Here is a 15,028-nt window from a genome sequence, read left to right on the forward strand (position 1 = left end):
AATAACGTCAAAGGAATATCGTGAAACAGTGGAATCAAAGCAATTTAAACTATCGTATAGTGCTAAAGGTTGTCCTTATGACAACGCCTGTATAGAAAGTTTTCATGCAATACTAAAAAAAGAATGCGTATATCTTAATACATTTATAGATCATAATCATGCTAAGTTAATATTATTTCAATATATAGAAGGATTTTATAATAGAAAAAGGATTCATTCATCAATCAACTACATGACTCCAGATGAATATGAGAATCTATGTAGAGTAGCATAGCTTGCTTTAGATTTTGAGCCTGAGGGGATGATAGCCACCCGTAGGGCTTGCCATTGATAAGCCAATAAATAAATGCTACAATATTCCACCACGAAGGCACAAAACATAGCTTGCTTTGAGTTTATCGCCTTCGGGTAGAAACCTAAAAGCATTTATGTTTGGATTGTCAATGGTGGCGGAGACCCACAAAAAAACCTAAATTTTTGTCCAAACTATTGACATAGATCCATTTATGCAGTAATATATAAGTAAGTTAATTAAATATCTAACTATTTGATTATTTCATAATGTAGGTTTGTATATATTATATCATATTTTTAATAAAGTTTTTACTATTTACTAAATATTTCAAACATAAGGTAAAATAAAGCAAGATCTAGGCAACCTACATTTTTAATTAAAAGTGAGAAAATTAAGGGGGAATTTTAACATGGTAAAAAAACCTAAGAGAGTTTTAGTGGTAGGCGGTGTAGCCGGTGGAGCTTCTGCAGCAGCAAGGATAAGAAGGTTAGATGAAGAATGTGAAATAATTATGTTTGAAAGAGGCCCTCATGTATCCTTCTCAAATTGTGCATTACCTTTCCATTTAAGTGGTTTGATTGAAGATCATGAGGATTTAGTTCTTATGAAACCAGATGATTTCTATAATCAGTATAGAATTGATGCAAGGGTATATAATGAAGTCATCCATATTGACAGGGAGAAGAAAGAAGTTAAGGTGAAAAATGTAGTAACGGGTGAAGAATATACCGAGTCTTATGATAAGCTAATTCTTTCCCCAGGAGCTAATCCTATAGTTCCGCCTTTTAAAGGGATGGATGAAGTAAATGTATTCACCATTAGAAATGTAGTGGATATAGCTAAATTGAATGTATTTATAAAGGAAAACCATTGTAATGATGTGACGGTAATAGGTGGAGGGTTTATTGGAATCGAAGCAGCGGAAAATTTAAAGTTGGCAGGATATAATGTAACTATAGTAGAAGCTATGCCTCAAATAATGAGACCTTTTGACTATGATATGGTGCAGATATTACATAAAGAACTAGTAGATAACGGAATAGATTTAATAGTTGACGATAAAGTTGAAAGGTTTGAAAAGGATACAGTAATATTAGAATCGGGTAGAAAAATTCATGCTGAAGCAGTAGTTATGGCTATAGGTGTAAGTCCAGAAACTACTTTAGCCAAAAAAGCTGGTTTAGAATTAGGAAAAACTGGTGCCATAGCTGTGAATCAAAACTTTAGAACTTCTGATCCTGATATATATGCTGTGGGAGATGCAATAGAAGTCTACAATAGATTGCTTCATACTCAAAGTAAATTGGCCTTAGCAGGACATGCTCAAAAACAAGCTAGGGCAGCAGCAGACCATATCTATGGAAGACCAGTGAACAACACAGGAGTAATAGGTTCTTCCGTAATAAAGGTATTTAATTATAACGGTGCTTCTACTGGTTTAACAGAAGGTTTGATTAAAGCTACTAATATGCAAATAGATTATGACACCGTAATGATAATACCAAATGATAAGGTAGGTATTATGCCAGATAGCGAACCTTTACATTTTAAACTCATATTTGAAGTGCCTACAGGAAGGGTGTTAGGGGCTCAGGCCATAGGTAAAGGGAATGTAGATAAGAGGATAGATGTTATCGCCACTTTAATTAAGTTTAACGGTACCTTAGAAGATTTAAAAGATTTAGAACTATGCTATGCACCACCTTTTGGAACTGCTAGAGATGTAGTAAACTTTGCTGCATTGGTAGGATTAAATATACTCCATAGCTGTTTCAAACAGGTTCATGTAGATGAAGTAAGGGGTTTGGTAGAAAGTGGAGCTTATATAATAGATGTTAGAGACAAGGATGAATATGAAGAAGGACATATAGTCAACGCAGTGAATATACCTTTAGGAGAAATAAGGGATAGAATAGACGAAATTCCAAAAGATAGACCAGTTTATCTACACTGTAGGTCAGGCCAACGATCCTACAATGCAGTGATGGCATTACAACATTTGGGTTTTGATAATGTATATAATGTATCAGGTAGTTTCATGGGGTTATCCTTCTTCGAATATTATAATGATAAGGTTACTGGTAGAAAACCAATAGTTACTGCATATAATTTTGAATAATTTAAGACATAAAACCATTAACCTTTATCAAGGGTTATGCGGAAATACTCATTATTTCTGCATAACCTATTTTATCAAAGTGGAAAAGGTGAAAGGAAAATGAGATCAAAATTAAGTAAGTTAGATGTTTTTTCCATAGTTTTAGGTTCTATAATTGGCTGGGGCTCATTTATGCTACCTGGAACCAAATTTTTAAAAGAGGCAGGGGTAATAAATACAACTATAGGGTTAACTCTAGGTGCATTGTTTATAATAACAATCCAAAGTTCCTATTATATTATGCTAGAAGACCATGATGATGAAGGAGGAGAATTCTCCTTTACCTATAAACATTGTGGTAGAAATCATGGATTTGTTGTTGGGTGGTTTCTATTATTAGCTTATTTGACAATAATTCCACTAAACGGTACCGCTTTTCCATTGGTAATAAGAAAGATATTTGGAGATGTGTGCCAATTTGGATATCTATATAGTATTGCAGGATATGAGGTATATATTGGAGAAGTGATAATATCCAGCTTTATAGTTATATTATTTGCTTATATAAACATTAAGGGAATAAAGGAATCGGCAAAGGTTCAAAATATAATTGCTCTTACTTTAGTTTTTTTAGTATTTACAGTATTTGTTTTTATGTTTATAAGGGTTGATAGGACTAACTTCTTAAACAATTATATATATGATTATCAATTCAATCTAGGAGAAGTATTAAAAATATTTGCCATAACCCCCTTTGCTTTTGTAGGTTTTGATAATATCCCTCAGATATGTAAGGAATTTGACTTTGGTGCTAGAAAGGCCTCTTTAATTGCAGTAGCATCTGTGTCTATTGGAAGTCTAATATATTCTGTATTAAATATGACTACTGGATTGGTATATTCTCCCCAAGAAGCAGCGACGCTGGACTGGGCATTGGGCACTGGGGTTTTATCCGTTTTAGGTAGGTTTGGATTTTTATTATTGGTCATAGCTTTATCTGCAGCAGTAACCTCAGGTATTAATGGCTTTATGATATCTACCAGCAAATTGATGGGTTCTATATCTAATCATCATATGGTGCCTAAAAAATACGCCTATGTAAATAAAAATGGAGTATTTAAAAATGCTATTCTATTTGCAACAGCTATAAGTCTTATAGCCCCTTGGTTTGGAAGAGAAGTAATACTGTGGATAGTAGATATGTCCTCTTTAGGGGCAGCCATAGCTTACTTTTATGTCTGTTTCATAGCCTTTAGGTTAGGTAAAACAATGTTTAGAAAAATCATGTCCCTACTAGGAGTAGTAGCCTCTTTGCTTACAGTAGTCTTATTATTAGCACCATCATCTCCTGCAGCATTAGGAAAGGAATCACGGATAGCTTTAGTTCTTTGGATAGTTTTAGGAACTGTATTTTACATAAAAGTAGTTTCAACATATAAAGTTGAAACCTCTAGGGATAATATATAGTTTAAAGAAAAGAAGCTGTAGAACTTTCTACAGCTTCTTTTTTGGTGACCCCACCGGGACTCGAACCCGGGTTACCGCCGTGAAAGGGCGGTGTCTTAACCGCTTGACCATGGGGCCATCATTATTTAGGACAAATCGATTTTTATTTTACTATATAAAATAGGGTTTGTCAACCATTTATGGTAAAATAATAATAGAAGGATTTATATCAGGAAAGGAGAATTATGATGGGAGCTTGGGAGAGAAGGAAAAAGATTTTGGATACATTAAATAAAAATAGGAAACCGGTAAAGGGCACCGAACTTTCTAAAAAATTTAATGTGAGTAGACAAGTAATAGTTCAGGATATTGCTCTATTAAGAGCTAGAGGAGAAGATATATTAGCCACACCTCAAGGATATATAATACCTAAAGCCTATAAAGAGAATAAATTAACTAGAAAAATAGTTTGTAAACATGAAGGGTATGATGAGATAGAAGATGAATTGAAAACCATAATTGATTTAGGTGGCAAGATAGTAGACGTAATAGTAGAACATCCCTTATATGGAGAAATAAAAAGCCCCCTTGAAATAAGTTCCAGATTGGACTTAAAAGAATTTATGGAAAATATAATAAAGACAAAAGCAGAACCCTTATCTTCTTTAACGGAAGGCATTCATATCCATACAATAGAGGTAGACGATGAAGAAAGTTTTGAAAGAATAAAAGAGGCCCTTATTGGGAAAAAATACTTGATAAATGAAGATTAAGATGGTATATTTGTATAGTAAGGTGACAAGACAGGTGTCTTAACACAGATATAAAGGAAAAAAGGGGTGGCTTAGTTGGAAAATAAAGAAACAGATGGAAAAGGCAATGTAAAAAATTATTTAGTGAAAGTGTTTAATGGAATGGCATTAGGACTTTTTTCTTCCTTACTAATTGGTCTGATAATCAAGCAATTAGGTACACTTTTGAATATTCAATTGATGGTTAGCTTTGGCCAAGTTGCCCAAATGCTTATGGGACCAGCTATTGGTGCAGGTGTTGCATATAGTGTAGGAGCTCCACCATTAGCCATATTTGCCTCTGTAGTAACTGGAGCCATTGGAGCGGGAACCGTTACTTTTGAGGAAGGGGCTGCTATGATAAAGGTTGGAGAACCAGTTGGGGCCCTAGTTGCAGCTCTTGTAGGAGCAGAGTTTTCAAAGATAATCGAAGGAAAGACTAAAGTAGATATCGTTTTAGTCCCTTTAGCCACTATTTTGATTGGAGGGTTAGCTGGAAACTATATAGGACCTGTTATGAGCTCTTTTATGACTGTTATAGGAAGTATTATCAATAGGGCGACGGAATTACATCCCTTCCCTATGGGTATAATAGTATCCGTATTAATGGGTATAATTTTAACATTGCCAATTAGTAGTGCAGCTTTAGCTATATCTTTAGGACTTAGCGGTTTAGCTGCAGGGGCGAGCACTGTTGGCTGTTCTGCTCAGATGATAGGTTTTGCAATTTCCTCTTACAGGGAAAATGGATTTGGAGGCTTTATTGCCCAAGGAATAGGTACTTCTATGCTACAAATCCCAAATATTATTAAGAACCCTAGGATTTGGATACCCCCTATTATTACTTCTGCCATCCTTGGACCTGTTTCCACAATCCTTTTTAAAATGGAAAGTAATATGGTAGGAGCTGGAATGGGCACCAGTGGCTTAGTAGGTCAGTTTGCAACTATAGAGGTAATGGGTACCGGAGGAAAAGTTTTAGTTGGAATACTCCTCCTCCATTTTATTTTGCCTGGAATATTGTCCTTTATAATATCAGAATGGATGAGGAAAGCGGGATATATAAAGAAAGGTGATATGAGATTATAAATTATAATTAAATGTTATAACTATTTCAATATGGGTATATAGTGATTAGCCAAAAAATTATATTTTTTGGCTAATCTCCCACCAAAGACAAAATATTAATAGACAAAAGATAAGGCTAAAAGGGAATTGGCGTTAACATTCAATAATGTTAACGCCCTTTTACCAATAGATAATTGATATTTTTTATAAAATGTGATATACTACCTAATAAAATTTCATACTTTAGCTATGAAGGGACCTAGTAGATAATAAAGTCTTTTTAGAGAACCAATGGTTGGTGAAAATTGGTAAGGCTTGTTATTGAATCCAGCCCTGAGCTTTTTAATACCATGAGTGAACCAAAAGGTTAACTAGGGTGGCAACGCGGGAATACTCTCGTCCCTAAATGTTTAGGGATTGGGAGTTTTTTTACATCAATTTATGATTGGAGGGATAAAAATGTTGGATATTAGACGAATAAGGAAGAATCCAGAAGAGGTTATGAAAGCCTTAGAAAAAAGGCAAGGGAATTTTCCCATCGATAAGGTATTAGAACTGGATGAAAAGAGGAGAAATTTACTATCAGAAGTTGAACAGATGAAATCTAAACAAAATTCTGTATCAAAGGACATTCCAAAACTTAAGAAGGAGGGGAAAGACCCATCAGCTCTATTAACCGAGATGAAAGAATTATCAGCTAAAATAAAACAAATGGATGTGGAAGTAAAGGAAATGGATTTAGAATTAAAGGATTTATTACTCCATATTCCAAATACCCCTCATGAATCCGTAGTGGAAGGCGAATCCGATGAAGACAATGTAGAGATTAGAAAATGGGGAGAACCGACGGAGTTTGATTTTGAGCCAAAAGCCCATTGGGATATAGGTGCTGATTTAGATATTTTAGACTTTGAAAGAGCCTCTAAATTAACAGGTGCAAGGTTTTCATTATTTAAAGGAATGGGAGCATTGCTTGAGAGAGCTTTAATTAATTTTATGGTGGATTTGCATACTACGGAACATGGATATATGGAGATGTCTACTCCCTTTATGGTGAATAGGGATAGTATGATAGGTACTGGTCAATTACCTAAATTTGAAGAAGATATGTTCCACATTCCTAGTAAAGATTATTTCCTAGTGCCTACTGCAGAAGTACCCCTAACGAATGTTTATAGGGACGAGATACTAGAAGAAGATATGCTTCCCATCTATTTAACTGCTTATACTCCCTGTTTTAGACAGGAGGCAGGTTCAGCTGGTAGGGACACTAGGGGTTTAATAAGGAATCACCAATTTGATAAAGTAGAATTAGTTAAATTTTCCTTACCAGAAAACTCCTATGATGAATTGGAAAAGCTTACAAACAATGCAGAAGAAATACTCCAAAGGTTAGGGTTGCCCTATAGGGCGGTAATGCTTAGCACAGGAGATTTAGGTTTTTCTGCAGCTAAAACCTATGACCTAGAAGTATGGATGCCTAGCTATGGCAGATATGTAGAAATTTCATCCTGCAGTAACTTTGAAGACTATCAAGCTAGACGGGCTAATTTAAGATATAGAAGGAAAGACAATAAGAAAGTAGAGTTTCTTCACACATTAAATGGCTCAGGCTTGGCGGTAGGCAGGACATTGGCAGCTTTATTAGAAAACTATCAACAAGAAGACGGTAGTATAATAATTCCAGAAGCATTAAGACCCTATGCCAAAAATTTAGAACGTATAGAAAAATAAGTTCCCTCTACGGTGCCAGGCACCGTAGAGGGAACTTATTTGTAATGAAATTGTAATATATTTATTTTACCTCCATACTGGTTATAATATTTCTTTACAAATATAGAATATAATAGAAGAGGAATAAACTTGGAGGTGAAAATTTGATAATAAAAAGAAGAGTATATGTGGCTTTAATATTTATCCTTATTATCGTTTTAGTTGGTTGTACTGAAAAAGCTGTACAGGTTCCAACCTTAATAGTTGATGATTTTAATGATATGGATTTAGATAGGATAGATCATTATAAAATAGATGTGGATTTTGACCCAGCTAATAAGGTTTATTCAGCCAACCAAAAAATAACCTATTATAACAACACGGGGGTAGAATTAGAAGAAATATACTTTCATCTATATCCAAATGCTTTCAAATCTCCAGAAACAACTCCATTGCTATTCCATAATCAAACTCTGTTAAAAGAGGAATATATATCTGGTTATATAGAAATAGAAAAAATAAAAATAGGGAAAAAAGAAGTGGATTTTAAAATAGGGGGAATGGGAGATACCATTTTAAAGCTAACCTTACCTAATATTTTAAAGCTCGATGAAAAGGTTAATATTGACATTGAATACATTGTCAAACTTCCAATAAATGTAGATAGGTTTGGATTTGGAGAAGATGTATTCAATTTTGGTAATTGGTATCCAATAGCCTGTGTATATGATGATACAGGCTGGAATCTTGATCCCTATTATAATATAGGAGATCCTTTTTATAGTAATATTAGTAATTATTATGTAACCATTACCCTTCCGAAGGATATAATAGTTGCAGCTAGTGGCAATATCCTTTTTGAAAAGATAAAAGGGGATAAAAAAACCTATACAATTGAGGGAAAATTGATTAGGGATTTTGCTTGGGTAGCTAGTCCAAATTTCTTAATACGGGAATCTAAGGTAGAAGACACTATAATTAAGGTATACGCTATGGAAGATAAACCAGATATGGCCGATTATACCATAGAAATAGGAGAGGATAGTATAAAAATATTTAATAGATTGTTTGGTAAATATCCCTATGGAGTCTATTCTATAGTAATGACAGAATTTCCAACGGGCATGGAGTATCCCGGTATAGTTTTTATAAATAAAGACTATTATAGCCCCCATTTTAAAGACCCATTAGAAAAAGTAATAGTCCATGAAACAGCCCATCAATGGTGGTACGGAGTAGTTGGAAATGACCAAATTGACGAAGCCTGGTTGGATGAAGCTTTAGCCACTTATTCGGAAGTAATATATATTAATAATAAATATGGTGAAGAGGAAGGAGAAAATTATTACAATTATACTTGTGAAATGCCTTACGAATATGGAAAAGATTATATAATTTCAGAGAAGATAAAAAAACCCTTAAGTGATTTTGATGGTTGGGAAGACTATGGATTATTGGTTTATGTAAAAGGAGCAGTTTTTTTAAATGGGATAAAAGAAGACTTTGGAATGGAAACGTTATATGATATATTAAATAAGTATTATAATACTTATAAATTTAATAATGGAACTACAGAAGGTTTTTTAAAAATTTGCGAAGAGGTAACAAATACATCCTTCAAGGAAAAGGCTGATATATGGCTCTATGGTAAATAAAAACGGAGGGTTTATTGCCCTCCATTTTAATCTCAGCATTTTTTGCCGTTGAAGCCTCCAAACAGTATTACTAATAGCAGGAAGAAAAACAGTAAACTAGAATCATCACCATCAAAGAAACCGCCTCTTCTTTGTAAGTCGGACATATAAAAACCCTCCTTTTAATGTTCTTGTATTTAGCCTAATATATTATATAGAGACCAGGGCATATTTGTTACTCTTTTATAATAATTAATATTATAATAATATTTAAATAAAGGGGAAAAGTCATTATGAGAAGATTGCTAAATGGAATTATTCTATCTTTACTATTTATTTTAATATTAAACTCTACAGCAGTAGCCACAGTTGGCATTGAAGATGAAGTAACAGCTTATCTATTAGGGGATTATGAAACAGGAGAAATATTAGAGGAGTACAATATATATAAACCCATAGAAATTGCAAGCATTAGCAAATTAATGTCCTATTTGGTAGTCATGAAACAAGTTGAGAGGGGATTTATTTCATTAGATGATAAGGTCTATATAGATGAAGATGTGATTCAAATCAAAGGATCCAGCTTAAAATTAGAGGAAGGGGAGATATTTACCGTCAAAGAACTGTTGGAAGCAGCCTTAGTAGTTTCTGCTAATGATGCTACTTATGCTTTAGCTAAGTATGTGGCAGGAACAGAAAAAGATTTTGTCAAATTGATGAGGGAAGAAGCGAAAGCAATAGGACTAGAAAGTGCTTTCTATATTAATTCCACAGGCCTTCCAGAAGGGGAACTACAGAATAAAATGAGCACTGAAGATATATTTAAATTGTCCAGATATATAATAAACGAGTATCCAGAAGTACTGTTTTTGACAACTATTCCCTATATAGAATTAGATAATAGGGAATATAAAGAGGAAAATACAAATCCACTATTGAAAGAAATAAAAGGGATAGACGGATTAAAAACTGGGTTTACCAATAAAGCAGGTTATTGTTTGGTATCAACAATTAATATTGATGGAGACTATATAGAAACAGAAAACTTAAGGTTAATTTCTATAGTAATGGGGACCAAAAGTGAAGAGAAAAGGAAAGAATTGAGTAAAAAATTAGTACAATACGGGTTAAATAATTATTCAAAAAGAATACTGGCCAATGAAAATATTCCCGTAGACATTGTCTATATGCCTAAGAGCAAGGATAAGGAAATAGAAATCTATCCTTCAAAAAACTTTAGTATAATTCTTAAAGATGGAGATTATATAGATAAGGATATATTAATAGATGAGGGCCTAAAGTTGCCATTGAAATCCATGGATAAAGTAGGGAAAATAGTTCTATCTACGGAAGGCAATATATTAGAGGAAATTGATTTAATTATTCATAAGGATGTAAAAAAAGAAAACTTAATTATGAGGATTCTAAGGAATATAAAAGAGTTTATTGTCAATGTATTCAAAATTGACAAACTGACTATATTCAGGATATTAATCAAAAAATAGGGTATAACATGTAGCCAGCCATATTGACAACTATAAAAAAATGTTGTAAAATATATTAGCATGAGTACTCATTGTGCATCCGTAGCTCAGAAGGATAGAGCAGCGCCCTCCTAAGGCGTGTGTCGGGGGTTCGATTCCTCTCGGGTGCACCACACTTATTTTGGTGATTATTTATGGATGAAATGTATATGAGCTTAGCCTTAGAGGAAGCATATAAAGCCTTTAGCACCTATGAGGTACCAGTAGGTGCTGTTATTGTTCATGATAGTAAGGTAATAAGCAGAGGATATAATAAAAGGGAAACTTTAAAAGACCCTACTGCTCATGCCGAGATAATAGCCATTAAAGAGGCTAGTAAATATCTAGGAGGATGGCGACTAATAGGCTGTACCATGTATGTCACTTTAGAGCCCTGTAGCATGTGTGCAGGAGCAATAATAAACTCTAGGATAGAACGCCTAGTAATAGGAGCAAAGGACCCTAAGAGAGGCTGCTGTGGCTCCGTTATCAATTTACTAGACAATCCAAATTTTAATCATAAAGTAGAAGTAGAATTCGGGATATTAAAAGATAAATGCAGTAATATCCTCACTGAATTTTTCAAACAAATAAGATGCAAATAATCTCACTTCTAATATCTAACCTTCCATCTCTAATTTTGGAGAGATGTCCGAGAGGTTGAAGGTGGTGGTCTCGAAAACCACTGCACAGTTTACTGTGCCGAGGGTTCGAATCCCTCTCTCTCCGCCAAATGTATTAATTTAACCTAGCTTATGCTAGGTTTTTGTCATATTGTATAGTTGTGGAGTATTAGGAAGACACCTAAAAAGATTGTTAATATTATGACAATTCCGAAAATTCCTTGACATTTCCTCATAAAAGGGTTATATTCTTAATAATCAAAAAATTAAATATAAAGGGGGAATATAAATGGATAACAGAGTTAGACACCAAGGCGAAGGTAAAAGAGAAGGCTTTGCTAGTAGCTTTGGTTTGTTGGCTGCAGCAATAGGTTCTGCAGTAGGATTAGGTAATATATGGAGGTTTCCTTATATTACTGGAGTGTATGGAGGAGGAGCATTTTTAGTTGTTTACTTATTATGTGTTGCAATTATAGGTATTCCCGTTATGATTGCTGAGTTCATCATCGGTAGAGAAGGGGAAAAAGATGCTATAGGTTCTTATAAAACCTTAGCACCTGAAGGTAAATGGTATATAAGTGGAGTTCTTGGAGTAGGAGCAGCCTTTCTAATTCTTTCATTTTACGGAGTTGTAGCTGGTTGGACATTAGAATATATTTTTAGTGCTATAGGTAATAAATTTGCAGGGCTTAATGCTGGAGAAGTGGGAGATTATTTCGTTGGATTTATTTCCGACCCTATTAGACCAATTATTTGGCAAGTGATTTTTATGGCGATTACTGCTTATATAGTAGCAGCTGGTGTAGAAAAAGGAATTGAAAAATATTCTAAAATATTAATACCGCTATTATTAGTATTAATTATAATTTTGGATATTAGATCCATTACTTTATCAGGAGGAACAGAAGGCCTGGAATTCTTATTTAAACCGGACTTTAGTAAATTAACTAGGGAAGGGATTCTAGTTGCCTTAGGTCATGCTTTCTTTTCCTTAAGTTTAGGTATGGGAATTATGATAACCTACGGCTCCTATATTCCTAAAGAGGAAAAATTAGGGCCAACTTCGTTAAAAATAAGTATTGCAGATACATTAATAGCTTTATTAGCTGGAATTGCCATATTCCCAGCAGTATTTGCCTTTGGCATAGAGCCAGGCAGTGGGGCAGGATTAGTATTTATAACTTTACCTAATGTATTTGCTCAGATGCCTGGAGGCTATCTATTTGCTATAATGTTTTTCGCCTTATTAGCCTTAGCAGCCTTAACTTCTACTATATCTTTATTGGAAGCAGTGGTAGCTTATGTAATAGAGCGATTTAATATGGAAAGAGTAAAAGCAACCCTAATAACAGCTCTTTTAATTACATTAGTAGGAATATTGGCTTCTTTATCTAATGGTTCTTTATCTAGTTTTACCATACGGGGATATAATTTCTTTGATTTTCTAGATAATTTAACAGCTGATTTCTTCTTACCTATTTCTGCACTTATAAGCTCAGTATTTGTTGGTTGGAGATTGGATAAGAAGATTGTTGAAAATCAATTAACCAATAATGGAAGCTTGCAAATTGGATATTTGAAGGTTTTAACCTTCTTATTTAAAATAGTATCTCCAATAGCTATTTTAATAGTATTTCTATCAGGAGTTATTGAAAGGTGGGTATTGTAGGAATATAATAAGGTAATCAGAGATGGGACAGAAAACCTTCTGTCCCATTAGCTATGATAAAATTCTATATTTCATAAAACCTATAAAATATAACAATGAATTCTACGAAAGAAAAATTACAGTGTTTACCTAAAGGAGGAAAAAGATTGTATATTGAATCATTTTTAGAAATAATTATACCCTATATTACAGGTTTTTTAGAAACAGTAGGAGTAATAATAATTACAGTTGCATCCATAAAAGCTATTATAGGCTTTATTAAAAATAGGCTTGATTTTGGAAATGAAAATTTAAAAATTGAATTAGCAAAGGCCCTTGCCCTTAGTTTAGAGTTCAAATTAGCAGCAGAGATATTAAAGACCGTAATAATAAGAACTTTAGATGAATTTTTAATATTAGCCGCTATTACTTTTTTGAGGATTATAATAAGCTTTGTAATCCATTGGGAAGTAAATGCTAAAGAGAAGGAAGAAGTGGTTGAAAAAGGAGTAAAGGCTAAATAGGAATATTCTCATTTATAATATATAAAATAAAAAAGGCTTCCTTATATTGTTTCAATAGAAGCCTTTTTTATTTTTAGATGAAGTAGATAAATTAAGACAGGAAAAGTAAAACAAAGAATAAACACTATAATTGAAAAAGATAGCAAGTTAACATAATATTTAAGGTTTGAATAATAATAGAGTAGATGATATATTATTGTTGAAGGTCAAAGTAAGTCAAAGTTTAATATTTATATGGAGGTCGATTTTATGTTTGGAATCACACCTTATAGAGGAAGGTCAAGAGGTTTATCAAGAAGATGGGGATGGGACTTTGACAGAATGTTTGAAGCTATGTTAGAAGAATTTGATGATAATACATTTTCCTATTACCCAATGAAAGTAGATATAAAAGAAAGGGATAAAGAATATATATTAGAAGCAGAACTACCTGGAGCAAATAAAGATAATATTATTTTGGAAATTAAAGACGATATTTTAACTATTTCCGTGGAAAGAAAAGAAGAGCTAAATGAGGAAAAAGAAAATTACATTAGAAGAGAAAGACGCTATGGTTCTTTCAGAAGGAATTTCTACGTAGAGGGTGTAAATCAAGAAAAGATAAAAGCAAAATTTGATAATGGAGTTCTTCGGGTAAAATTACCTAAAAAAGAAGGTACACCCCCTAGAGAAAATAGAATACCTATAGAATAGTTAAAAAATAGGCACTTTAGTGCCTATTTTTTATGTGGAAAATCAAGGTTATTATAATCAAAAGCACTAAGGCGAATCCATTACTTAAGAGAATTCTATTTTATTTCATAATATTTATATACAAGTTTATCCAATAATTGGCTTAATGCTACAATGTTATCATCGGTTAAATTGGAATCTTTACTATTAATTAGTTCATGGAGTTGTTCTCTTGTATCTTCAATCTCCTTTTTTAATTCAACTAATTTAAGTTTTTTGATGAAAAAACACCTCTTCCAACAAAATATTTGGATTCGCCTAAGTACTTATGATAATTTTACTACAAAATGAAGAAAATGGTAGAAAAATGAAGGCCCTTTACCTGGTCAAGGCAATGATTAATAAAATTAATGTATATATCTAAATTTTTAAATAATTTAATATTTATATTAAAAGAATTTATTTATTTATTAAATCATTAATAATTCTGATATAATAAATAATAGGAGTATAATGATAGGAGGTTAGAATATGAAAAAGCTATTAACGGGCAATGAAGCTATTGCTAGAGGGGCTTATGAAGCAGGATGTTTAACAGCTTCTGCTTATCCTGGAACGCCAAGTACTGAAATATTAGAAAACGTTTCCCAATATGAGCAAATAATTTCGGAGTGGTCATCTAATGAAAAAGTAGCATTAGAATTAGATTGTGGAGATTCCATTGCAGGGGCTAGGTCTATAGTAGCTATGAAACATGTTGGAGTAAATGTAGCAGCAGATCCTCTATTTACAATAGCCTACGAGGGTGTAAACAGTGGGTTGATTGTTATTACTGCTGATGAGCCAGGGATGCACAGTTCTCAAAATGAACAAGATAATAGGTTATATGCCCCCCGTACTATTTCGGGTAACTACTAGGGTCTGCCATAGCAAAGGGTTAGTAGAATTATGCAAGAGGGAAGAAGTAGGAGTTAAGGAATATGTTAAAGGTAT

The 15,028-nt window shown here is 33.3% G+C and carries 14 protein-coding genes, 3 tRNA genes and 1 other annotated feature; of the genes, 15 read left to right on the forward strand and 2 right to left on the reverse strand.

Going from position 1 to position 15,028, the window contains the following annotated elements; translation table 11 throughout:
- The 3 genes from CUL_RS0103100 to CUL_RS0103110 all read left to right on the forward strand — a co-directional run.
- Positions 1–274: integrase core domain-containing protein (locus CUL_RS0103100; protein WP_157752630.1), on the forward strand; the 274-nt coding region annotated here is incomplete at its 5' end.
- A 430-nt stretch (positions 275–704) separates the two neighbouring features.
- A complete protein-coding gene (locus tag CUL_RS0103105; protein WP_025640470.1) occupies positions 705–2,414 on the forward strand; it encodes an FAD-dependent oxidoreductase in 1,710 nt (569 codons plus the stop codon).
- Positions 2,415–2,513: 99 nt separating this feature from the next.
- Positions 2,514–3,860 (forward strand): APC family permease, encoded by a 1,347-nt coding sequence (locus CUL_RS0103110; RefSeq protein WP_005582444.1) that lies wholly within the window; start codon positions 2,514–2,516, stop codon positions 3,858–3,860.
- A 42-nt stretch (positions 3,861–3,902) separates the two neighbouring features.
- Here the strand turns inward: CUL_RS0103110 and CUL_RS0103115 are convergent.
- Positions 3,903–3,977: transfer RNA gene (locus CUL_RS0103115), tRNA-Glu, on the reverse strand.
- Between the two features lie 110 nt (positions 3,978–4,087).
- Here CUL_RS0103115 and CUL_RS0103120 point away from each other — a divergent pair.
- The 11 genes from CUL_RS0103120 (at position 4,088) to CUL_RS0103175 (ending at position 14,056) form a co-directional block, all read left to right on the forward strand.
- Positions 4,088–4,612, forward strand: coding sequence for a transcription repressor NadR (locus tag CUL_RS0103120; RefSeq protein WP_005582446.1), 525 nt, complete (start codon positions 4,088–4,090; stop codon positions 4,610–4,612).
- Between the two features lie 75 nt (positions 4,613–4,687).
- Positions 4,688–5,719: a PTS sugar transporter subunit IIC gene (locus tag CUL_RS0103125; protein WP_005582448.1), complete on the forward strand. Its 1,032-nt coding sequence runs from the start codon at positions 4,688–4,690 to the stop codon at positions 5,717–5,719.
- A 219-nt stretch (positions 5,720–5,938) separates the two neighbouring features.
- Positions 5,939–6,105 (forward strand) — a binding site (T-box leader).
- Positions 6,106–6,157: 52 nt separating this feature from the next.
- Entirely contained in the window at positions 6,158–7,432 is a 1,275-nt protein-coding gene (serS, locus tag CUL_RS0103130) for a serine--tRNA ligase (RefSeq protein ID WP_025640471.1), read from the forward strand.
- Positions 7,433–7,575: 143 nt separating this feature from the next.
- Positions 7,576–9,066: a M1 family metallopeptidase gene (locus tag CUL_RS0103135; protein ID WP_025640472.1), complete on the forward strand. Its 1,491-nt coding sequence runs from the start codon at positions 7,576–7,578 to the stop codon at positions 9,064–9,066.
- Between the two features lie 272 nt (positions 9,067–9,338).
- Positions 9,339–10,550: a D-alanyl-D-alanine carboxypeptidase family protein gene (locus CUL_RS0103145; protein ID WP_025640473.1), complete on the forward strand. Its 1,212-nt coding sequence runs from the start codon at positions 9,339–9,341 to the stop codon at positions 10,548–10,550.
- A gap of 75 nt (positions 10,551–10,625) precedes the next feature.
- Positions 10,626–10,702, forward strand: a tRNA-Arg gene (locus tag CUL_RS0103150).
- 21 nt (positions 10,703–10,723) lie between these two features.
- Positions 10,724–11,173 carry a tRNA adenosine(34) deaminase TadA gene (gene tadA / locus CUL_RS0103155; protein WP_005584387.1) on the forward strand — a complete coding sequence of 150 codons (450 nt, stop codon included), beginning with the start codon at positions 10,724–10,726 and terminating at the stop codon, positions 11,171–11,173.
- 37 nt (positions 11,174–11,210) lie between these two features.
- Positions 11,211–11,300: transfer RNA gene (locus CUL_RS0103160), tRNA-Ser, on the forward strand.
- Between the two features lie 180 nt (positions 11,301–11,480).
- Positions 11,481–12,860, forward strand: coding sequence for a sodium-dependent transporter (locus CUL_RS0103165; protein WP_025640474.1), 1,380 nt, complete (start codon positions 11,481–11,483; stop codon positions 12,858–12,860).
- 146 nt (positions 12,861–13,006) lie between these two features.
- Positions 13,007–13,363 (forward strand): DUF1622 domain-containing protein, encoded by a 357-nt coding sequence (locus tag CUL_RS0103170; protein WP_025640475.1) that lies wholly within the window; start codon positions 13,007–13,009, stop codon positions 13,361–13,363.
- Between the two features lie 249 nt (positions 13,364–13,612).
- Complete coding sequence (locus CUL_RS0103175) at positions 13,613–14,056, forward strand: Hsp20/alpha crystallin family protein (RefSeq protein WP_005584391.1); 444 nt, start codon at positions 13,613–13,615, stop codon at positions 14,054–14,056.
- Between the two features lie 95 nt (positions 14,057–14,151).
- Here the strand turns inward: CUL_RS0103175 and CUL_RS20100 are convergent, their stop codons facing one another.
- Positions 14,152–14,349 carry a Spo0E family sporulation regulatory protein-aspartic acid phosphatase gene (locus tag CUL_RS20100; RefSeq protein WP_081722786.1) on the reverse strand — a complete coding sequence of 66 codons (198 nt, stop codon included), beginning with the start codon at positions 14,347–14,349 and terminating at the stop codon, positions 14,152–14,154.
- A 217-nt stretch (positions 14,350–14,566) separates the two neighbouring features.
- On the opposite strand from CUL_RS20100, the gene CUL_RS0103180 reads away from it, so the two are divergent.
- Positions 14,567–14,953 (forward strand): indolepyruvate ferredoxin oxidoreductase subunit alpha, encoded by a 387-nt coding sequence (locus tag CUL_RS0103180; protein ID WP_025640476.1) that lies wholly within the window; start codon positions 14,567–14,569, stop codon positions 14,951–14,953.
- Positions 14,954–15,028 lie beyond the last annotated feature (75 nt).

Origin of the sequence: [Clostridium] ultunense DSM 10521, assembly GCF_000511955.1 — a bacterium.
In the GTDB taxonomy this organism is placed as follows: domain Bacteria; phylum Bacillota; class Clostridia; order Tissierellales; family Tepidimicrobiaceae; genus Schnuerera; species Schnuerera ultunensis.

Bases quoted from the DNA above. Each gene is read 5' to 3' on its own strand.
- CUL_RS0103120 (WP_005582446.1), top strand. From the start codon at position 4,088: ATGGGAGCTTGGGAGAGAAGGAAAAAGATTTTGGATACATTAAATAAA.
- CUL_RS0103175 (WP_005584391.1), top strand. From the start codon at position 13,613: ATGTTTGGAATCACACCTTATAGAGGAAGGTCAAGAGGTTTATCAAGA.
- CUL_RS0103145 (WP_025640473.1), top strand. From the start codon at position 9,339: ATGAGAAGATTGCTAAATGGAATTATTCTATCTTTACTATTTATTTTA.
- serS (WP_025640471.1), top strand. From the start codon at position 6,158: ATGTTGGATATTAGACGAATAAGGAAGAATCCAGAAGAGGTTATGAAA.
- CUL_RS0103105 (WP_025640470.1), top strand. From the start codon at position 705: ATGGTAAAAAAACCTAAGAGAGTTTTAGTGGTAGGCGGTGTAGCCGGT.
- CUL_RS0103110 (WP_005582444.1), top strand. From the start codon at position 2,514: ATGAGATCAAAATTAAGTAAGTTAGATGTTTTTTCCATAGTTTTAGGT.
- CUL_RS0103165 (WP_025640474.1), top strand. From the start codon at position 11,481: ATGGATAACAGAGTTAGACACCAAGGCGAAGGTAAAAGAGAAGGCTTT.
- CUL_RS0103180 (WP_025640476.1), top strand. From the start codon at position 14,567: ATGAAAAAGCTATTAACGGGCAATGAAGCTATTGCTAGAGGGGCTTAT.
- tadA (WP_005584387.1), top strand. From the start codon at position 10,724: ATGGATGAAATGTATATGAGCTTAGCCTTAGAGGAAGCATATAAAGCC.